Here is a 19,771-nt window from a genome sequence, read left to right on the forward strand (position 1 = left end):
TTAATGAAAGTACAAGATATTATAACTGACAGAGGAAAAATGTATATTATACTTGATGATAATTATGATGAGATATTGCAAGCAAATAAATATCTGAAATATTTAGATATACGAGATAGATCTCCATACACTTTAAAGTCTTATGCGTATCATCTTAAAATATATTGTGAATATTTAAAAAGTAACAATATGGATGTTTGTTCTATTTTCTCTCAGAAAAAAGGCTATTTAGATATTTTGGTTGATTATATGAATTGGCTTAAAATAAAAAATCATGATTGCAAAATTGAGTATATTGATGAAACAAAAAATCAAAGAAAAAATAAAACAATCAATGTAATGATGATTCCTGTAGTCGGAATGTATGAATATTTATCAAGAAATAATGAAATACCAAGAGTACATTTTACAAAAGAAGTATTAAATATTAACCCATCGTATAAGGGATTTTTATACGAAACCACTTATAAAGGAAAATCAAATATAAATATTTTAAAATTAAAAGAAATTAAAGACGAAGATGTTGAATTTGTTACAAGGAAACAATACTTTCAACTATATTATGCATGTAATAATACTAGAGATAAGTTAATACTAGCTTTAATGTTTGAATGTGGATTAAGATTAGGTGAAACACTAGGGCTATTTATAGAAGATTGTGAACCTTGGGATGCAAAAATTAATATAGTATATAGGGAGAATTTAGAAAATAATGTTAGAGTTAAAAATAAATCAGAAGGAATTATATATATGCCAGACTATGTTGTGGAATTAATGATAGAATATTTAACTACTGATTTAGCCGATATTCAAACAGAATTTTTATTTGTGAATTTATATGGTCAAAATTATGGAAGGCCTATGAAGGAAAATACTGTTGAAAAATTATTTAAAAGATTGGAACGAAAAACGGGAATAAAAGTTCATCCTCACATGTTGAGACATGGTTTTGCAACAGAAAGATATGAAGCAGGAGAGGATATTATTGATATAAAAGAGATGCTACGTCATAAATCTATTAGGAGTTCAATTATTTATACTCATGTTACAAATAATAAAAAACGAAAATTAACAGAAAAATTCTATAAAAGTAAAAATGAAACTACTGAATATTTAAAGTGTTTGGTAGATGAGGCTATATATGATAAATAACATTATTTTTGATAGGAAAAAGATAGAATATTATAAAAAAGATATAATTAATTTATGGGAATATCCTAATTTTGAAATTGGTAAAATATTCATAAGGAAAAGATATCAAATTAAATACAGTTTTGATTTATCTCTTATAGAAAGTAATGATCTAAAAAATGAAATAAAAACTTATATAGAAAATTGTATAATTAATTATGATTTACACAATAGATTAAATAGAATGAAATTAATACTACCTTTATCATACTTAATAGGTTATTTGAATAGTAATAAAATATCTAGTTTTAAAGTCATAAATATTCAAGACATAAATGGATATAAAAAATATTTAGAAGATCAAAATATAAACATTATTATTAATAATAGAAAAACTTATATATTTAAAATTATTTATCGTTTAATAAAGTCTACTATTTATCAATTGCCAAAGGAAGAACAAAATGATATTTTTATTTTATGTGAACGAAATGATATTTTTTCTTTTCATGATGAGGATATGTTGTTCTTTTGTGGCCTATCAGATAATATAAAAAAATTATTAAAATCTTTTTTTATTCATACATTAAAATTAAATTTAGAAAATTCAAATTTTAGAAGCTGTTATATTAGACCATTAAAATTTTTAATAGAATATTGTATTGAATTTGATATAAGAAATTGGGATTGTATATATTCAAAAGAATATGAGAAATATCTTTTATTAAAAGGACATGCTATCCGCCGTAACAAAGTGAAAAAGAGATATGCTAATGCCACTATAATTGATAAAATAAATGAATATATAGATGCAAGATCAACTGATGATTTTTTTAAAAGAGATATATGGAATCTATCAGAGTTATCCCTTGAAAGTAATCGAATAAATAAAATTTTAAAGGTTGGATCATTTAATTTTACAAATATTAAAAATATTAATAATAAAAATTATGCAAAACAATATATTAAATATTTAATAACAAATACCAGCTTAGCTATATCAACAATTAAGGATAAAGTTATAAAAGTTAAAGATGTATTATCAAAAACAGAAAAAAAATTTAATTTACTATCACATGATGAATTATTAGAATTAATAAATGTAAAATTAGAATCTAATGAGAAACTTTATGAAACAACAAGAGACATTAAATTATTCAATGAATATCTTTGTGAACAAGGTATAATGAGAAATGTTTTATTAAAAGAAGAAGAAATAAAAAAACCTAAAAGAAAACACACCTATAGGACAGTTGAAGATTTTGTTGTAAATCAAATATTCAATATTCTTGATAGATTTCCGGTTGATATAATGATTATATATTTAATTATTTATTGTACAGGAGTAAGAATAAGTGAAGCATTAACAATAACATCAGATTGTCTTTATATTTCTAACAATGATTTTTACATTAAAACAATTTCAACAAAAATGAAAAAAGAACAAGATAATACTATTCCTAAAAATTTATATATTATATTGAATGCATATATAAAGGGATATTGTGTTAGTGGTAAAAAAGAATATATATTTAAAGGAAAAAGGGATATTAGTGAACCAATGAAATATGCTTACTTTAAGGATCATTTTAGTAAAGAAATAAAAAAATATGATATAAGGTGTTCAAATGGAGAATTATACAATTTAGATATTCATGGATATCGACACAGACTTGGAACTGAAATGCATCAAAATAAGATATCATGTTACATTATTCAAAAGGTATTACATCATGAATCCATAGAGATGACAATGGCCTATATTGACATTTTTGAAAAAGATATTAAAGATAGTTATACTAAGTTTTTTGATAATAAAGGGAGACAATTACCGCCAGATTCAGAAAGTGAGAAGATGATTCTGTCTTATCTGAATCATGCTCTTAATTCACAAGCTTTACCAAATGGTATTTGTGGATTGCCAGCTAAATTCAATAAATGTAAGCACGCTAATATTTGCTTAACTTGTTCTTATTTTTGTACAAACCGAAATCACATACTAACATTGAAGAAACAGTTGAAAGAAACTGAAATAATATTAGAAAATGCAAAAAAAAATAATTGGAAAATGCAAATTGCTACAAATAAAGAAGTAAAAGAAAATCTTGAATCAATAATTGCTGCAATTGAAAAGGGTGATAATAACAAGAAATGATTAATAATATTAAAGAAAAAACAAAATATTTATTAAATTCACTTGGTTGTGATGAAGAGTTTTATAACGATTTATGGATTTATATGAAAATTGATATTTTGAGAAGAAACATGAAAGAAAACCAAAGAATAATTACAGAAAGTAAAAATAGAAAATTAGATTTTTCTAGTATGAGAAATCAAAACATTAAGGAAGAAATTAAATTTTATTATATCAAACAATTAATGAGTGAGCATATGTGCCCTGAATTAAATAACCTTCATAGTCAAGTTCAAAAAACAATTGAGTTTTTATCTATAAAGTATTTCAATGAATTTAATAGTCTTTTAGATATTGATATTGAAATTATAATAGATAAATATGAAAAATGGCTCAAAAGGAGAAGTTTGAGAACAAAGGTGGTTGCTTCAAAGATAAACAAGAATATTAAAAAACAAAAGTATATATATGAATCCGATTATTTTAAAATAATAAGACGTATTTATACTTTCTGGAAAGATGAAAATAAAAATTACTTTGATAAGGATAAATGGATATTTTCTGATTTGCCATTTCAGGTAAACCAATTGAAATGTTCAAATAATAATAGCATATCGTTTCATAAAATAAAACAGCCAGGTATAAAGAGAATGATTAAAAAATTATGTGAATATGAATTAAAAACAGGACCAGCTGGAACAGCTATAGTAAGAACATATTCATTGTCTTATTTTTCAAAATTTTTATCAGAACATTATATAAATATAAATAATCTGTGTGAATTGAATAAGCAAATTATTCAAGATTATATAATATATTTGAAAATCAAAAGTGGTTTGAAGTCTAAAACAATAAATAGTAGGATTTGTGCGTTAAATGTTCTAATAGATACGGCTAGAAGAATGAATTGGAGTGATTTAATGCAAAACATTAATATTAAATATACTGAATTAATAAAGGTTACTAACAAAATTGTAAATCCATATACAGATGAAGAGTTAAAAGAAATTAATCGAGTATTAACAGTTATTCCTTTACAAATAGCTAGATTAATATGCATAATGGAATACACTGGTATTAGGGTAAGCGAGGTATGTACATTACGAGTAAATGATTTAAGAAAAGATTCAAAAGATGAGTTCTATATATGTTATGTACAAAATAAGACAAAAAAGAATAATATAATACCAGTATCAGATATTTCATTAGAAATATTGCAATCGGCCATCATAACATCAAATCAATATAGGAAAAATAATAAATATGTATTCTCTTTGAAAGATAGGGAGATAATTACGCCAGCAAGAATAGATGCTACATTAAAAAAAGCTTCATATGAACTTAAATTAAAAGATAAAAGTGGCAATCCGTTTAATATTACATCTCATAGATTTAGGGCAACTGTTGCGACAAAATATGCTGATATTGGTATAGAACCTACTGCAATAGCTAAATTATTAGGGCAAAGTGGACTCGGTAGTTTAAAACATTATATAACTATACATAATGAAACAGTTACAGAGGCAATACAACCAATTATAAAAAAACAAAATTATATGATAGCAAATATTGGACACATAAAAGATATTCCTAAAAATGATACTGGAAATATGGCTATTCCATTGCCAAATGGAGTATGTTTAAAGCCAGAAACAGAAGGTGTTTGTAAGCATGCAAATGTTTGTTATACATGTAAAATGTTTAGATCTAGTATAAAGTATATAGATGTATATAAACGACATTTAAGTGAGGCTGAACGAAATATTACAATAGCTAAATTAAATGGATATGATAGGTTATTACAAATAAATCAAGATTTAAGAAATTCATTAATTAAAATTATAAAAAAACTGGAGAAAGGTAATGAGTAATAGAAATACAAAAGCAATAATTTCTCTTGCAAAAAATAAGACAAAAGAGAAGGAAGATATTGTATTAAATGAGATCAAGAAAATGGAAAGGAATAAAGAAAAGATATCTATATATTCTGTTGCAAAAAGAACAGGAGTGTCAAGATCTTTTCTGTATAATAATAAAAAACTGTTTTGTCAAATTGATAAATATAGAAATGCTAAAGATAAAAATAACAGAAACGAACGAAGCTCCCAGGTAATAATCAAAGCATTACAAATGAAAGTAAAACAATTAGAGAGACAAAATAACAATTTAATGAATAGTAATTATAAAAATAAATATTTTAAGCTATTAGATGAAAATAAAGAGTTAAAAAAGCAACTTCAAAAGGCATATAAGTATTAGAATTGAAATACATAAGATACATGTATATAATGATAGAAGTAATACATTTACAAGAATAATAATATATAGACTGCATATAACCAGGGCCTACAAATTTGAAGCTCAGGAAGTTACAACAAAGCTTCTTGATGTTGAATGGAATGTTGGCAGAAGTGGAAGAGTTACTCCGACAGCTATACTAGAACCTGTTGAGCTTGCTGGTGTTACGGTAAAAAGAGCAACGCTTAATAATATGGATGATATAAATAGAAAGGGTGTCAAACTTGGATGCAGCGTGTTTGTGAGAAGATCGAATGATGTTATACCGGAAATAACTGGAGTTGTAGAGAGCACGCTTGATTATGGAAATACAATAAGTCCTCCGGAAAAGTGTCCGTATTGTGGAAGCCAACTTGTACAAGAAGGTGTACATTATTTTTGTGATAATACACTGTCTTGTAAGCCTCAGATGGTAAAGAGCATAGTTCATTTTGCAAGTAGAGAAGCTATGGATATAATAGGCTTCAATGAAAAAACTGCAGAGCATTTATTCGAAAAATTAGGTATAAAATCGATATCAGAGTTATATAGATTGAAAAAAGAGGATTTAGTTGGTCTTGATAAATTTGCAGACAAGAAAGCACAAAATCTTATAGATTCCATAGAAAAGAGTAAAAATTGTAATTTAGCCTCGTTTGTATATGCGCTTGGCATACCCAATGTCGGTAAAAAAACAGCAGTTGATTTAGTTAAAAAATTTAAATCAATAAAAAATTTAAAAAATGCAAGTATAGATGATCTAATATCAATAAAAGATGTGGGAGAAGTAGTTGCAAGAGATGTATTAGAATTTTTCAAACAGGAGAATATAATAAATAGTATAAATGAACTTTTTGAACTTGGAGTAAAACCATATTATGAAGAAGAAGTTATAGAGGAAAATATATTTAAAGGTAAGACATTTGTGGTCACTGGAAGCCTTGAAAATTATACAAGAGGAAGTATAAAAGAAAAACTTGAATCTCTTGGGGCTAAAGTTACTGGAAGTGTAAGTAAGAAAACTGATTATGTACTTTATGGAAGAGATCCAGGTTCAAAATACCAAAAAGCTATTGAATTAGGTGTGAAAATGATAAATGAAACCGAATTTCAGGGATTTATGGATGAAAAGTAGCTTTAAAGTGTTATTTACAAAATTAAAAAAAAGGCTTATTATATAAAGGATTGGGCTTGTACAATAAAAACCCTGTGTATATTTGGAGGATAAAAAAATGAGGAAAACTATTAATATTTTAGGATGGATAGGAGTTTTCTTTACAATTCTTGCTTTAATATTAACACTCCTTACTACGTATCAATTTACGTATGTTAAATATTTTGATAGTTATTATACTCTTCAATTATGTATGACGCTTACAATGATTATGTGGGCTATTAAAATGTTTGACATAAGATCTAACTTAAAAAACATAGTATATCCTGCAACCTGTTTTATCATAGCCTTGGCAACTATAGTTTTTATGTTTATGAAGGTTTATTGATAATATACTTATGAAATATAAAAAGTTAAAAAGGAATTATCAAATTATATACTTATGTATTATTTTGATAATTCCTTTCTAATTATCGTGAAATTGTGTTTAAATTTTCTATTAAGTGCCAATAATTCTAATGATAATAAAAAAGAGGAGAAGCTTTATGAAGAAATTTACTTGCTTTTTAATGCTTGTCTGCTTTATTCTTTTTAGCAGTGGATGTATTGAAAAGAATGTTCAGACAAATAAATCAAATGATCAAGGTTATATTGTATACGATACAGTTAAATGTCCAAATGATTTGATTATGACAAATAATTACGATTTAAATGAGCAATACTTGTTAGTAAATTTGTTTCAGGGTCTGGTTAGAATGGATTCAGATGGAAAAATAGTGCCTGCTATAGCTCAAAGTTGGAATGCAAGTGAAAATCAAACGTGCTATACATTTAAAATAAGAAATGATGCCAGGTGGAGTAATGGTTCAAATATAACAGCGAGTGATTTTGTAGAATTTTTTAAAAAGTTCTTTAAAGAGGGGAAGGGAAGTTTATACGTTGAAAGACTACATTGTATATTTGGAGTACAGGATTATGAGAATGGTATAAAGGACTTCAGTAATGTAGCTATAAAGGCATTAGATAAAAAGACTCTTGAAATAAGACTTAATTATTCTTGCAATTATTTTCTAAATATTTTAAGTGAACCTATTTATAATCTAAGAAAAATTGATAATAAACTTAAGGACTGGAAGAATAAATATAATGATATTTTATACACAGGATATTTTGTAGTTGATAATTTTTCTAAGAATAGCAGCATAAGCCTCTCGAAAAATAAGTATTATTGGAATAAAAATAACGTTAAATCAAATAGAATTCTTATTACATTAAGTACGGTTAAGGAGGCTTCTCTTGCAAATTTTGAGAGTAATTTAATAAATGTTTTTACAGATCCACCAGAATCAGAGACTAAAGAGTTAATTACATCAGGAAGTGCGGTCAAGTATGAAGGAAATGTAGGAAATGCCTTGATTTTTAATCCTAAGAATAATGATATTATAAATGATATAAATTTAAGAAAAGCTATAACTGAATGTATTGATAGAAATTATATAGTTAAAGATATTTTAAATGATTCTGTAAGACCATCTCTCGCCTATATTCCTGAAAATATAAGTGATGGTTTAAATGGAAAATATATAAATAAAAGTTTCTTTGATATAAATTCTAATAAGGATGCTGCGCAGAATGATTTTAAAGAAAGTTTATATGCGCAGAATGTAAGAAATTTAAAATTTATATATTTAGATGCAGATGACAATAGAAAGGTTTGTGACAGTATTGCTAAATCCTTAAAGGATACTCTGGGATTGACTGTTGAATGTGAAGGATATCAGAAGGAGGAATTTCAGGATCAAATAAAAAAGGGGAATTATGATATAGCAAAAATAAATTATGCACCAGGTTATAATTATCCTCTAGCATTTTTAGAATTATGGACTTCTGATTCAAAGTCTAATGTATATGGCTATAGGAATTTGGAATATGATTCAGAAGTATCTCAAGGCAAAACTGAGCTTGATAGAGATAAACAAATTAATTTTTTTAGAAATTCTGAGAATATTTTAATTGGTGATATGATTGTAATTCCATTGTATTTTGATAATACAATTGTTTGTAAGAAAAATAAAGTAAATGGTATATATATAAATCAGAATGGAAATTTGATTTTTGACAAAACATACTTTAAAAAGTAACTGATTTCCCCTATTTTTTGGGGAAACCAGTTTGATTTGATGGTTTAGCTGTAAAATATGCACACTTTGATTCACTGTTGAATGCATTTGAAAGTTGCATAACGTGGTCTAAGGTACATTTTCCATTTTTTTCATGAATACATTTTTCGGAACAGTTTATGTTCATCATAATCTTACACCCCCCTTTTTGAGTAGGTTGATGTTGAATTTTAAATATAGTATATCCAGAAAGTTATTTTTTATTTTTAATATTATATAGGTAGGATATCAAGAAAAATATCATCATATTTTTATAACTATCAAATGAATTTTTTGATGGTTTAAACATTTGCTTTTTTCTATTATAGGTCACATATTTTACGAAAACTGGAGATAAGTCACAATTTTCAGGAGCAGATATCGAAGGCATTTTAAAATTTTCATCATCAAGCAAATCTTCGGATTTCATAGAATAATTTTTATACCTTTCAACATCGTTAATATCAGGTACATTTGGCCAACTGAGTACGATACCGGATTCTACAATTTGATGCTTAAAGATGTCTATTATTATGAGGTTAATTGACTTTTCATGAAGTTTATTCATATTACAATAGCATAAGCATGTCAGTAAGTATAGTGTAACATCAAGGCATGAGAATGTTATATTTTTCTTTTCAGTATGTTTTATAAATATACCTTTTTCCGGATCGTATAATTCAATTAGTGATTTAAATGTATTGTAGCACTTATCTTTGAATTTTGATATTTTAGTGTTCATATAAAACATCGTATAATTTAAATATTTTAAACACTCATATTGAAGCTTTGTATCTTTAGAAGTACATATATTGCTTTGTGATTTTTCATCCAATAGATCACATAAATCTAAAAGAAGCATTTTGCCTTCTTCATTTTTAGAGTAACTTATGAATATGTTTAAAGCTAAACATAACTTCAATGTTTCTTCAAATGATAGAGTATATAATTCATTGTTGAATTCAAGGAACATATTTAGAATGTCCATTGCAAATTCCTCATAATTAGACCTATCATTGTCTGTGCTCATTTTTGAGTATTTGTAATAGGCTGCCATCATGAGCGCCTGAGATGAAAATTTAAATTTTTTATCTTTTTCTTCTAGTTTTAATTCATCAATGCAGTCATCACTTATGTCTTTTTTGTCAACGAAGACACCATCTCCATTTCTTAAATATGTTGCGTAGAAATCGAGTTGTTTTTTGCACAGCTTTAGATATAATTGACTTAAAGAATATTTATTTTTATCTATGTCCTTAAACTTACTGTAATAATCAGAGAGTTCCATTAAGCAAAGTGTCATAAAGCATGTACTGTCAATATTTATTTCTCTTTTAAATTTTTCATCATTCCAACATAATTCATCATCAATGTTTATAAGTTTCGGATTGGCCTTTCTATATATACATAATAGTGGAGAAAGATTTTTAAATGTGGTAATATCAAAGTTGTCTAGGTTATTTAATTTTAATTTTTTAGAAGAGGTACATATGCCGCACCTTGAGTAAAGTGAAATTTGTTTTACAGATTCTTTACATAAATGAAAAAGTTGATTTTCGATGTTTTCTTTTTTTAGTTTGTTCATTCTTAAGAATGGACCGATATATTTCAATTATATACACCTACTATAAATTAATCCTTATATAAATAATATGATGTAAAGGTGAAAATAGTTCTTATTAATTTAAATTTGAAGGGAAGAATTTTTGTGAAAATAGGAAAACTTAACTGGGATGATCTAAATAGTATAATAGATAACAATAGAGGGAGTATTAGAGATGATATAAGAATAAGAGGTGGAATTGGTGAGGATTGCAGTGTTATAAATTTTGGAGATTATGAGTGTGTTGTCTCAACGGATCCTATAACTGGTGCAGATCATAACAGTGGTAAGCTTGCGGTACATATAAATTGTAATGATATAGCTTCAAGTGGAGTGGAACCAATAGGGATACTTGTAACAATCCTTGCGCCAGAGACATGCTCTCTTTACGATATAAAGTCTTTAATGAGTGATATAAATGAAGAAACGAAAAAGCTTAATATAGAGGTACTCGGAGGACATACAGAAGTTACTTCAGCTGTTAATAAAATGATTGTATCGTGCACGATAATAGGCAAAGGAAAAAGAAATTCAGCGGTATCAACATCTGGGGCATTACCTGGAGATGACATAGTAGTTACAAAAAAATTATGCCTTGAGGGTACAAGTATAATTGTAAATGACTATGAGGAGAAGGTTAAAGGGATTTTAACGCCGGAGGAGATACAAAAGGCAAAAAATTATACAGAATACTTAAGCGTTGTAAAGGAAGGGATAATTGCAGGCAAGTTTAAAGTAAACTCAATGCATGACATCACAGAAGGTGGTGTACTTGGTGCTTTATGGGAAGTATCTGAGGCCAGTAAACTTGGATTTAAAGTATATAGTGAAAGAATGCCATTAAGTTCAATTACAAAAAAGCTATGTAATAGATACAATATAGATCCATTAAGATTTATATCTTCTGGAAGTATGCTTATAACTACACATAATGGGGAAAAGCTTATAAAAGAATTAAATAAAAGTGGTATTTCTGGTACAATTATAGGAGAAATTATAAAGGATGGGCACATACTTGTAAAATCAAATAAGGAGGAGATTGTAACGCCGCCTGAGAGGGATGAATTATTTGATTTTCATGAAAAAATGTTATAAATTACAAATTAATATAAGCTGACTTTTGGAGGTAATTATGAGAATAGATGGTAGGAAGAACAATCAAAATAGGCATATAAAGATAACAAGACACTACACAAGATATGCTGAGGGTTCTGTACTAATTGAAACGGGAAATACAAAGGTTATTTGTACGGCCTCTGTTGAGGAAAGGATTCCTCCGTTTTTAAAAGGAAAAGGTGAAGGATGGATAACTTGTGAATATAATATGCTGCCGAGAGCTACACAAGTTAGAAAGGTTAGAGATATAACTAGGGGTAAAATGGATGGCAGAAATATGGAAATTCAAAGGCTTATAGGAAGGGCACTAAGATCAGTTGTTGATCTCAAGGCCATGGGTGAAAGAACTATATGGATAGATTGTGATGTGATACAAGCTGATGGAGGAACCAGAACTGCATCAATTTCTGGAGCTTTTGTGGCTTTGGTAGATGCAGTAAATAGAATTCATAAGCATATACCATTTTCGATTTATCCTGTTAGAGAATTTGTAAGCGCAGTTAGTGTTGGAATCGTTAATGGAGAAAAACTTTTGGATTTATGTTATGAAGAAGATTCTAATGCAAAAGTGGATATGAATATTGTTATGACTGATTCTGGAAAGTTTATAGAAATTCAGGGTACAGGTGAAAAGAGTCCTTTTTCGAGAGAAGATCTTAATGATTTAATATCTCTTGGTGAAAGGGGGATAAAAAATATGATTCAGGTTCAAAAGGAGAGTTTAAAGGTAGATTCTTTATGGATTGGAACAGGAGAAGAGATATGAAAAAATTAATTGTAGCAAGTAATAATCAGGGAAAGATAAAAGAAATAAAACAAATTTTATCAAAGTATGATATGAATATAGTATCACTTAAGGATGAGAAAATAGATATAGAAGTAGAGGAAAATGGGACTACTTTTATGGAAAATGCATATATAAAAGCCTCGATGATACATAAATTAGTAAAGGATTGTATGGTTCTTGCAGATGATTCTGGTCTTATGGTTGACTGCCTTAATGGAGCACCTGGAATTTATTCCGCCAGATTTGCTGGAGAACATGGAAACTCCAAGAAAAATAATGATAAATTATTGGATTTGTTATCTAAGAAGGATAAGGATAAGAAAACTGCTAAATTTGTATGTTCAATGGTTCTTATTGTAAATGATAATAAGGTTATAAAGGTTCAAGGTGAGGTGAGTGGAGAAATAATAGATAAAGAAAAAGGAATGAATGGCTTTGGATATGATCCTTTATTTTATATGCCAGAATATAATATGACTTTTGGAGAAATGGACTCTGGCTTAAAAAATTCAATAAGCCATAGAGCAAATGCTTTAAAGAAACTTGAAAAAGAAATTGAGCAAATAGTTTAGGAGGATAGCTGTGAACATAGGGGTAGTGAGTGATACGCATAGATATACACCTTCTATTGAGAAAGTGATAGATAAGATTCAGGATGTGGATTTACTTATACATTTAGGTGACAATATAGAAGATGTAGATAATATATCACAATTTTATAATGGAAGAATCATAAATGTAAAAGGAAATTGTGATTTCAAAACTGATATGCCATCGGAAAAAATAGAGATTATAGATGATAAGAAATTCTTTATAACACATGGGCATAGGTATGATGTTAAATATGATATATCTCGATTAAAGTATAGAGCATTTGAATTAAATGCTGATATTGTATTATTTGGTCATACACATATATCCTTTGTAGCTTTTGAGGATGGGATATGGTTTATAAATCCTGGTAGTCCAAGTCTAGCCAGAGATGGTTTTAACAGCATAGCGATTATAAACATAGAGAATGGCAAGATATCACCAGGTATAATCAATGTTTAATTGTAAAAAAATTTTTAAATAGGTCTTGACGAATCTAAATATATCGTGTAGAATAATCTATGTCGTTCGGAGTTATTTGGTAAACTCCGGTTATCATGTAAGACATTTTAATATCGGGGTGTGGCGCAGATGGGAGCGCGCGTGGTTTGGGACCATGAGGTCGCAGGTTCAAGCCCTGTCACCCCGACCATTAAATTTAACATATGCGGGTGTAACTCAATGGTAGAGTGCCAGCCTTCCAAGCTGGTTACGAGGGTTCGATTCCCTTCACCCGCTCCATATATGCGTCTTTAGCTCAGTTGGATAGAGCAACGGCCTTCTAAGCCGTGTGCCGGGGGTTCGAATCCCTTAAGACGCACCATTTGTGGTGAGTATAGTTCAGTTGGTAGAGCGCTAGATTGTGGTTCTAGTTGTCAAGGGTTCGAGTCCCTTTACTCACCCCAGGTGTTGGGGTGTCGCCAAGTGGTAAGGCAATGGACTTTGACTCCATCATTCGTAGGTTCAAATCCTGCCATCCCAGCCATAAGGTTTACTAGCTCAGTTGGTAGAGCACATGACTTTTAATCATGGTGTCCGGGGTTCGATTCCCCGGTAAGCCACCACAAATATGCGGTAAAAGAAATTAAATACATAATTAAACTACTTATATTGAGCAGGTGTGGCGAAATTGGCAGACGCACTAGACTTAGGATCTAGCGCTTTACGGCATGGGGGTTCGAGTCCCTTCACCTGCACCATATGCGGGAGTGGCTCAGAGGTAGAGCGTCACCTTGCCAAGGTGAACGTCGCGAGTTCGAATCTCGTCTTCCGCTCCAGATATATAAGCATGCGGGTGTAACTCAATGGTAGAGTGCCAGCCTTCCAAGCTGGTTACGAGGGTTCGATTCCCTTCACCCGCTCCAAAATATGCGCCTTTAGCTCAGTTGGATAGAGCAACGGCCTTCTAAGCCGTGTGCCGGGGGTTCGAATCCCTTAAGACGCACCATTAACTATTATGCGCTATTAGCTCAGTTGGCTAGAGCACCTGACTCTTAATCAGGGTGCCCAGGGTTCGAGTCCCTGATAGCGCACCATACATCATCGGGGTGTGGCGCAGATGGGAGCGCGCGTGGTTTGGGACCATGAGGTCGCAGGTTCAAGCCCTGTCACCCCGACCATTAAAACTTAACATATGCGGGTGTAACTCAATGGTAGAGTGCCAGCCTTCCAAGCTGGTTACGAGGGTTCGATTCCCTTCACCCGCTCCAATGTATGCGTCTTTAGCTCAGTTGGATAGAGCAACGGCCTTCTAAGCCGTGTGCCGGGGGTTCGAATCCCTTAAGACGCACCATTAACTACTTTATGCGCTATTAGCTCAGTTGGCTAGAGCACCTGACTCTTAATCAGGGTGCCCAGGGTTCGAGTCCCTGATGGCGCACCATATTTTTTTATACATGGTGAGTATAGTTCAGTTGGTAGAGCGCCGGATTGTGGTTCCGGTTGTCAAGGGTTCGAGTCCCTTTACTCACCCCACTTTATAAGGTTTACTAGCTCAGTTGGTAGAGCACATGACTTTTAATCATGGTGTCCGGGGTTCGATTCCCCGGTAAGCCACCATAAGTATGTGGTAAAAGAAATTAAATACATAGTTAAACTACTTATATTGAGCAGGTGTGGCGAAATTGGCAGACGCACTAGACTTAGGATCTAGCGCTTTACGGCATGGGGGTTCGAGTCCCTTCACCTGCACCATATGCGGGAGTGGCTCAGTGGTAGAGCGTCACCTTGCCAAGGTGAACGTCGCGAGTTCGAATCTCGTCTTCCGCTCCAGATATATAAGTATGCGGGTGTAACTCAATGGTAGAGTGCCAGCCTTCCAAGCTGGTTACGAGGGTTCGATTCCCTTCACCCGCTCCATTTTGTTGTTTAAAATTAATTTTACAAAATAAAATATAAATTTATATAAGCACCCATAGCTCAGTTGGATAGAGTAATGGACTTCGAATCCAGAGGTCGTGGGTTCGACTCCCACTGGGTGTACCATGAAGCACTGAAAACACTATGTTTAGTGCTTTTTTATTTTCTATAAAATTAAATTTTGCCCTCTTTTTTGCCCCTTATAGAATTTAAAAAAATAAAAAGGTGTTATTTTGCCCCCATAAATTTATATAAATCATTTAATTTGGATGCTGCCTTTTTCTTCATGCCTTCCAATACATGAGTATATATATCAAGAGTAGTAGCTACATTGCTATGACCAAGTAACTCCTGTACTGTTTTAGGTTCTTCACCTAATTCAAATAATCTAGTAGCAAAAGTATGTCTTAGATCATGAAATTTCCTATCTTGCAATCCAATATTACTAAGTATTCTCTTAAATCTTTTACGTATATTACTACTGTCTAAATATTTACCGTACATATTACAGAAAACTAAACTGTTATTTTCATATAAATTAGCCATTTTTAACTTTAATTCTTTTTGGTGAAGTTCATATTGCTGTAGCCTTTTAGTTAAAAATGAGGGTATAGATACTATTCTGTTGCTGTTTTCACTTTTAGGTGTTTGTAGTACTATATGGCAGTTTTTACGACCTTCCTTACTAACATCACATGTATATTTTACTGTTTTATTTACACGTATAGTATCATTATCAAAGTCAATATCATCCCATGTTAAAGCCAATAGTTCACCCTGTCTTAGTCCTGAATTAAGAGCAGTTAAAAATAATACTTCCAGGTCATGTCCTTTAATAGCTTCTACAAATCTTTCTTGTTCTTCCAAACTGAATGGCTTTACATCATTAACTTTATTTAATTTTTTTTCTTCACTATCTTTAGGAATTACTATTGCGTGGGAAAAATCTTTTATAATCATGTTGTTATCATAAGCATATCTAATAGCAGGAGCTATTAATTTGTGTAGGTTTTTTATACAATTTACGGACTTACCTTTTTTAATTAATTTATTATAATAGTTTTGTATATCCTTAGAGTTAATGTCTTTTAATTTGATCTTTGATATTTCACTATTTTTAATATAGTTTCTGTAAATTCCTTCATATCTTTCTTTAGTAGATGGCTTAATATCCACACAATGAACATCAAAGAGCCAGTCACATAAAAAATTTCCAAATAATTCTTTATTATTTACACCATAGTCAAGCTCTTTAGTAATAGTTTTTATTTTGGATTCAAGTTCTTTGACACTGCTGCCATATATATCTTTAGGTTTCAAAAGGTTTTTATGTCTTAATCTATAGAAGTAATATTCTTTACCGTTTTTAACTTTTTTCTTATAGATTGTTTTGGCCATGCTTTTACTCCTCTCTTAATACTGTAGTTACTATATAACATTATAAAGTAACTACACATCTAAAGTATTAAAATCAATATCCAGGTCATTATATATTCCAACTTTTATTTTGTCCGTAAATGAATAAATTTCAGGAGCTCCATAATGCATTGTATCATCAAGTCTATATACTAATATACTTTTCTTCATAGGATTTACTATCCAGTATTCACGTACTTTATATAAATCATATAAAGCCAACTTTCTTATATAATCATTTGATGGATTAAAGGGTGATACTATTTCAATGATTAAATCAGGAGCACCCATGCATCCCTTGTCGTCTAATTTATTCTTATCACATATTACAGATATATCAGGCTGAATAATGTTTCTGCAATTATTAATGTTATCATCATTAGATAGAAATACATCAAAAGGAGCGGAATATACTTTGCAGTTACCATTGTTAGACTTAATATAGTTATTTATGATAGTAGAAAGCTCCATGATGATGCCTTGATGTATTCTTGATGGAGCGGGTGACATATCATATATTGTACCTTCTATAAGCTCAATTCTCTTATTTTCAGGGTATTTCATATAATCAACATAAGTATATGAATTATTTTTAGCTGTATTATCCATATATTTTTATCTCCTTTCTTTCATATGATTAAATTTTGTGTTTTGCAAATTCGGTAAAAGTAATTTGTTTTGTTACCGAACTAATTTCTATTTAAAAGGGTGCTGCAAATTTGAAGCAGGGGTATTAAATATTTGTTCTGCTGCAATGTCGGCAGATTGTTCCATATATGTATGTTGCATATCCAGGCCTATAATATATCCAAGTTGTGGCATATCGTTAGCTATATGTTTAATTTCATGTACAAAAGTTTTACATTGAGTTTTATAATTTACTTCACCGTTTAAAATAAGATGATAATTCCCTCTTCTACTCAGATATACAAAACCTAATGCACTAGATGGTAAATTGCATGCTATAGTAGTTTTTACATTATATGCGTTCATAACTTCATAGAAAGGAATATCCTCATTTAAAAGAGCCTTCAATAAAGGTTTATCTAGTATATCCATACGGTCATCCCCTTTGGTGATTTATTCAGTTAGAGTTTATATAAAATAATATAATTAGCCATCGTTTTTGTCTTCTTCATCTTCAATAGCTTTTATAATTCTAACTATTTTCTTTATATCATTAGGAACCATGTCTTTTGTTTGTTTGAAAAGTAGTTTTAAATCTTCTCTTTCTTTTAATGTATTCCAGAAGTTAGCTAGTTCTGGATCATCACTTAATGATTCTGATATTTTCTCAACTGAAGTATCTTTTTTAGGATTAGAAATAATTTCTTTGCTGTCTGTTCTTCCAAGTAAATAATCTATAGACACATTAAAATAATCGGCTATTTTTTCTAATGTATCAAAATCTGGTTTTCTATTGTCATTTTCATATCTAGTTATAGTTACTGGAGTAACTCCAATTTTCTCGGCTAATTGTTTTTGTGTTAATCCTTTAGATTCTCTTATCTTTTTTATTTTAGAACCAATTTCCATTTTATCACCTCATAATATTTATATTATACATGTATTATATCCAAAATGGAATATATTTATATAATTTTTTTATGAACATATCCATATTGGTATTGACAACATACCTATATGGATATATAGTATAAATACAACATACCAATATGGTATGAAATGAAATAGGAGGAACACAGTATGGAAGTTAAAATTGCAAGAATAAAAAAAGGATTAACTCAACTAGAACTTTGTAAAATAGTTAAAACTTCTCCCAAAAAGCTAGTTGAGATTGAAAGAGGAAATTATGGAAATGTAACAAAGGCTTTAATGGAGAAGATAGCAAAAGCACTTGATACAACAGTGCAGAAATTATTTTTTAATGACTAATATAAATAGACTTAGCATATCTTAAAATTTCAAAATGACAGCTCATGTACAAACATAATTGAAGTGCAATACTTCAAAGAAAATACTTAATATCAATAATGAGGAGGATTAAGAAAAAATGGAAGAAAATATCAAAGCTAAAAGTTATGAAAGTAAAGAAACTATACTGGTAAGTCCTACAGAGGCAATGAGAATTTTAGGAGTAGGCAGAAATAGGATGTATTGTGATTTACTAAAAAGAGACGATTTTCCGGCATTTAAAATTAATTCTAAGTATTTTGTTAATAGATTAAAACTTCAGGAATGGGCCGACAAAATGTGCGGAAAATAACAAAATATAGTTAAGGCTAACAAGTAGGTGGTGACGTGAATCCTAATAAAAACATATTTTTTAAACGATTTGATGGAGCAGTAAGAAAAATATTTTTTGAAGATAAAAGTAAGTATATAGTTTTATCATGGATTATATTTAGGACTAATTATCAAGAAGAATATCAAGGTTTAAAAAGGAATGAATGTTATTTTAGTTATTCAGTAGTTGAAAATGAATGTAATGTGAGCAGGTGGAAGTTACAAAAGATATTACTTGAATTGGAGGCAGAAAATTTTATTGTTTGGATTCATAAAAGCAAAGCAAAATACACTCAAAGTATTATATATCTTATAGAAAATGAACAGTATAGTAAACAGCACAGTAAACAATACGGTAAAAGCGTTGAAAACAATAGTATTGAAGATAATTGCAATATGGTAAACAATACGGTTGACAATACATCTTCTAGAAATATATCTAAAAATAAATCTAATATATATACTACAATTTTTGAATATTGGAATAGTAAAAAAATAATAACTCATAAAAAAATAACTAAAGATATGGAAAATGCAATAGATAAAGCTTTAAAAACATATTCAGATAAAGAAATAAGACAAGCAATAGGTACTTATTCGCAAGTACTCAAAAGTGATTTCTATTTTAATTACAAATGGAGCTTAAAGGATTTTCTTAATAGAAAAAATGGAATAAGCACATTTATGGATGAAGGTACTAACAAATGTAACTATGATGAATATTTAAAACATAAACAACTTAAAGAAAAAAATAAATCAAATGTTAATAATGAGTGTAGGCCAAATGCAGGAGCATTTCAAGAAATTAAATAACATGATTTATGAAGTAGGAGGATGA

At 29.5% G+C, this 19,771-nt stretch carries 19 protein-coding genes, 21 tRNA genes and 1 pseudogene; 35 read left to right on the forward strand and 6 right to left on the reverse strand.

Annotated elements, in window-relative coordinates; all coding sequences use genetic code 11:
• The first annotated feature begins 3 nt into the window (after window positions 1-3).
• The 7 genes and pseudogenes from D4Z93_RS03105 (at window position 4) to D4Z93_RS03135 (ending at window position 8,797) form a co-directional block, all read left to right on the forward strand.
• Window positions 4-1,152: a tyrosine-type recombinase/integrase gene (locus D4Z93_RS03105; protein WP_119970351.1), complete on the forward strand. Its 1,149-nt coding sequence runs from the start codon at window positions 4-6 to the stop codon at window positions 1,150-1,152.
• Window positions 1,142-3,286, forward strand: a complete 2,145-nt coding sequence (locus tag D4Z93_RS03110) for a tyrosine-type recombinase/integrase (protein ID WP_162920241.1) — start codon at window positions 1,142-1,144, stop codon at window positions 3,284-3,286. Before D4Z93_RS03105 ends, D4Z93_RS03110 begins: the two co-directional genes overlap by 11 nt.
• Window positions 3,283-5,136 (forward strand): tyrosine-type recombinase/integrase, encoded by a 1,854-nt coding sequence (locus tag D4Z93_RS03115; protein WP_119970355.1) that lies wholly within the window; start codon window positions 3,283-3,285, stop codon window positions 5,134-5,136. The genes D4Z93_RS03110 and D4Z93_RS03115 overlap by 4 nt, the downstream gene beginning before the upstream one ends.
• Window positions 5,129-5,524, forward strand: coding sequence for a DUF6262 family protein (locus D4Z93_RS03120; protein ID WP_119970357.1), 396 nt, complete (start codon window positions 5,129-5,131; stop codon window positions 5,522-5,524). The genes D4Z93_RS03115 and D4Z93_RS03120 overlap by 8 nt, the downstream gene beginning before the upstream one ends.
• 85 nt (window positions 5,525-5,609) lie before the next feature.
• A pseudogene (gene ligA / locus D4Z93_RS03125) lies at window positions 5,610-6,677 on the forward strand (NAD-dependent DNA ligase LigA); the annotation flags it as partial.
• 97 nt (window positions 6,678-6,774) lie between these two features.
• Window positions 6,775-7,044: a hypothetical protein gene (locus D4Z93_RS03130; protein WP_119970360.1), complete on the forward strand. Its 270-nt coding sequence runs from the start codon at window positions 6,775-6,777 to the stop codon at window positions 7,042-7,044.
• Window positions 7,045-7,201: 157 nt separating this feature from the next.
• Window positions 7,202-8,797: a peptide ABC transporter substrate-binding protein gene (locus tag D4Z93_RS03135; protein WP_119970362.1), complete on the forward strand. Its 1,596-nt coding sequence runs from the start codon at window positions 7,202-7,204 to the stop codon at window positions 8,795-8,797.
• A gap of 10 nt (window positions 8,798-8,807) precedes the next feature.
• On the opposite strand, the gene D4Z93_RS03140 is transcribed toward D4Z93_RS03135, so the two are convergent.
• Entirely contained in the window at window positions 8,808-8,966 is a 159-nt protein-coding gene (locus tag D4Z93_RS03140) for a hydroxymyristoyl-ACP dehydratase (protein ID WP_119970364.1), read from the reverse strand.
• A gap of 63 nt (window positions 8,967-9,029) precedes the next feature.
• On the reverse strand, window positions 9,030-10,427 hold the full coding sequence (locus tag D4Z93_RS03145; protein WP_119970366.1) for a hypothetical protein: 1,398 nt from the start codon (window positions 10,425-10,427) through the stop codon (window positions 9,030-9,032).
• 96 nt (window positions 10,428-10,523) lie between these two features.
• On the opposite strand from D4Z93_RS03145, the gene D4Z93_RS03150 reads away from it, so the two are divergent.
• The 25 genes from D4Z93_RS03150 to D4Z93_RS03270 all read left to right on the forward strand — a co-directional run bounded on the left by D4Z93_RS03150 (window position 10,524) and on the right by D4Z93_RS03270 (window position 15,396).
• On the forward strand, window positions 10,524-11,513 hold the full coding sequence (locus D4Z93_RS03150; RefSeq protein WP_119970368.1) for an AIR synthase family protein: 990 nt from the start codon (window positions 10,524-10,526) through the stop codon (window positions 11,511-11,513).
• A gap of 37 nt (window positions 11,514-11,550) precedes the next feature.
• Window positions 11,551-12,300: a ribonuclease PH gene (rph, locus tag D4Z93_RS03155; RefSeq protein ID WP_119970369.1), complete on the forward strand. Its 750-nt coding sequence runs from the start codon at window positions 11,551-11,553 to the stop codon at window positions 12,298-12,300.
• Window positions 12,297-12,893: an XTP/dITP diphosphatase gene (locus tag D4Z93_RS03160; RefSeq protein ID WP_119970371.1), complete on the forward strand. Its 597-nt coding sequence runs from the start codon at window positions 12,297-12,299 to the stop codon at window positions 12,891-12,893. The genes rph and D4Z93_RS03160 overlap by 4 nt, the downstream gene beginning before the upstream one ends.
• 10 nt (window positions 12,894-12,903) lie before the next feature.
• Entirely contained in the window at window positions 12,904-13,374 is a 471-nt protein-coding gene (locus D4Z93_RS03165; RefSeq protein WP_119970373.1) for a metallophosphoesterase, read from the forward strand.
• Between the two features lie 114 nt (window positions 13,375-13,488).
• Window positions 13,489-13,564: transfer RNA gene (locus D4Z93_RS03170), tRNA-Pro, on the forward strand.
• Between the two features lie 15 nt (window positions 13,565-13,579).
• A tRNA-Gly gene (locus D4Z93_RS03175) sits at window positions 13,580-13,653 on the forward strand.
• Between the two features lie 5 nt (window positions 13,654-13,658).
• A tRNA-Arg gene (locus D4Z93_RS03180) sits at window positions 13,659-13,735 on the forward strand.
• A gap of 6 nt (window positions 13,736-13,741) precedes the next feature.
• Window positions 13,742-13,817 (forward strand) — tRNA-His (locus D4Z93_RS03185).
• A gap of 5 nt (window positions 13,818-13,822) precedes the next feature.
• Window positions 13,823-13,897, forward strand: a tRNA-Gln gene (locus D4Z93_RS03190).
• A gap of 3 nt (window positions 13,898-13,900) precedes the next feature.
• Window positions 13,901-13,976 (forward strand) — tRNA-Lys (locus D4Z93_RS03195).
• Between the two features lie 50 nt (window positions 13,977-14,026).
• Window positions 14,027-14,111: transfer RNA gene (locus D4Z93_RS03200), tRNA-Leu, on the forward strand.
• 3 nt (window positions 14,112-14,114) lie between these two features.
• Window positions 14,115-14,189: transfer RNA gene (locus D4Z93_RS03205), tRNA-Gly, on the forward strand.
• A gap of 13 nt (window positions 14,190-14,202) precedes the next feature.
• Window positions 14,203-14,276: transfer RNA gene (locus D4Z93_RS03210), tRNA-Gly, on the forward strand.
• A 6-nt stretch (window positions 14,277-14,282) separates the two neighbouring features.
• Window positions 14,283-14,359 (forward strand) — tRNA-Arg (locus tag D4Z93_RS03215).
• Window positions 14,360-14,370: 11 nt separating this feature from the next.
• A tRNA-Lys gene (locus D4Z93_RS03220) sits at window positions 14,371-14,447 on the forward strand.
• An 8-nt stretch (window positions 14,448-14,455) separates the two neighbouring features.
• Window positions 14,456-14,531, forward strand: a tRNA-Pro gene (locus tag D4Z93_RS03225).
• A gap of 16 nt (window positions 14,532-14,547) precedes the next feature.
• Window positions 14,548-14,621 (forward strand) — tRNA-Gly (locus D4Z93_RS03230).
• Window positions 14,622-14,627: 6 nt separating this feature from the next.
• Window positions 14,628-14,704, forward strand: a tRNA-Arg gene (locus D4Z93_RS03235).
• A 13-nt stretch (window positions 14,705-14,717) separates the two neighbouring features.
• Window positions 14,718-14,794: transfer RNA gene (locus D4Z93_RS03240), tRNA-Lys, on the forward strand.
• A gap of 16 nt (window positions 14,795-14,810) precedes the next feature.
• Window positions 14,811-14,886: transfer RNA gene (locus D4Z93_RS03245), tRNA-His, on the forward strand.
• 8 nt (window positions 14,887-14,894) lie between these two features.
• A tRNA-Lys gene (locus D4Z93_RS03250) sits at window positions 14,895-14,970 on the forward strand.
• A gap of 50 nt (window positions 14,971-15,020) precedes the next feature.
• Window positions 15,021-15,105 (forward strand) — tRNA-Leu (locus tag D4Z93_RS03255).
• 3 nt (window positions 15,106-15,108) lie between these two features.
• Window positions 15,109-15,183 (forward strand) — tRNA-Gly (locus tag D4Z93_RS03260).
• 13 nt (window positions 15,184-15,196) lie between these two features.
• Window positions 15,197-15,270, forward strand: a tRNA-Gly gene (locus D4Z93_RS03265).
• 49 nt (window positions 15,271-15,319) lie between these two features.
• Window positions 15,320-15,396: transfer RNA gene (locus D4Z93_RS03270), tRNA-Arg, on the forward strand.
• A gap of 102 nt (window positions 15,397-15,498) precedes the next feature.
• Here D4Z93_RS03270 and D4Z93_RS03275 read toward each other — a convergent pair.
• The 4 genes from D4Z93_RS03275 to D4Z93_RS03290 all read right to left on the reverse strand — a co-directional run bounded on the left by D4Z93_RS03275 (window position 15,499) and on the right by D4Z93_RS03290 (window position 18,222).
• The gene (locus D4Z93_RS03275; protein ID WP_119970374.1) at window positions 15,499-16,668 is read right to left on the reverse strand and encodes a tyrosine-type recombinase/integrase; all 1,170 of its coding nucleotides are present in this window, start codon (window positions 16,666-16,668) and stop codon (window positions 15,499-15,501) included.
• Window positions 16,669-16,719: 51 nt separating this feature from the next.
• Complete coding sequence (locus tag D4Z93_RS03280; RefSeq protein WP_119970376.1) at window positions 16,720-17,295, reverse strand: Uma2 family endonuclease; 576 nt, start codon at window positions 17,293-17,295, stop codon at window positions 16,720-16,722.
• An 87-nt stretch (window positions 17,296-17,382) separates the two neighbouring features.
• Complete coding sequence (locus D4Z93_RS03285) at window positions 17,383-17,745, reverse strand: hypothetical protein (RefSeq protein ID WP_119970377.1); 363 nt, start codon at window positions 17,743-17,745, stop codon at window positions 17,383-17,385.
• A 54-nt stretch (window positions 17,746-17,799) separates the two neighbouring features.
• Complete coding sequence (locus tag D4Z93_RS03290) at window positions 17,800-18,222, reverse strand: helix-turn-helix domain-containing protein (protein WP_119970379.1); 423 nt, start codon at window positions 18,220-18,222, stop codon at window positions 17,800-17,802.
• A 171-nt stretch (window positions 18,223-18,393) separates the two neighbouring features.
• On the opposite strand from D4Z93_RS03290, the gene D4Z93_RS03295 reads away from it, so the two are divergent.
• The 3 genes from D4Z93_RS03295 (at window position 18,394) to D4Z93_RS03305 (ending at window position 19,746) form a co-directional block, all read left to right on the forward strand.
• Window positions 18,394-18,582: a helix-turn-helix transcriptional regulator gene (locus D4Z93_RS03295; RefSeq protein ID WP_119970381.1), complete on the forward strand. Its 189-nt coding sequence runs from the start codon at window positions 18,394-18,396 to the stop codon at window positions 18,580-18,582.
• 118 nt (window positions 18,583-18,700) lie between these two features.
• The gene (locus tag D4Z93_RS03300) at window positions 18,701-18,913 is read left to right on the forward strand and encodes a helix-turn-helix domain-containing protein (RefSeq protein WP_119970382.1); all 213 of its coding nucleotides are present in this window, start codon (window positions 18,701-18,703) and stop codon (window positions 18,911-18,913) included.
• Between the two features lie 35 nt (window positions 18,914-18,948).
• Window positions 18,949-19,746 carry a hypothetical protein gene (locus tag D4Z93_RS03305; RefSeq protein ID WP_199798405.1) on the forward strand — a complete coding sequence of 266 codons (798 nt, stop codon included), beginning with the start codon at window positions 18,949-18,951 and terminating at the stop codon, window positions 19,744-19,746.
• Window positions 19,747-19,771: the final 25 nt, after the last annotated feature.

It is taken from the genome of Clostridium fermenticellae (assembly GCF_003600355.1).
Lineage (GTDB): Bacteria > Bacillota > Clostridia > Clostridiales > Clostridiaceae > Clostridium_AV > Clostridium_AV fermenticellae.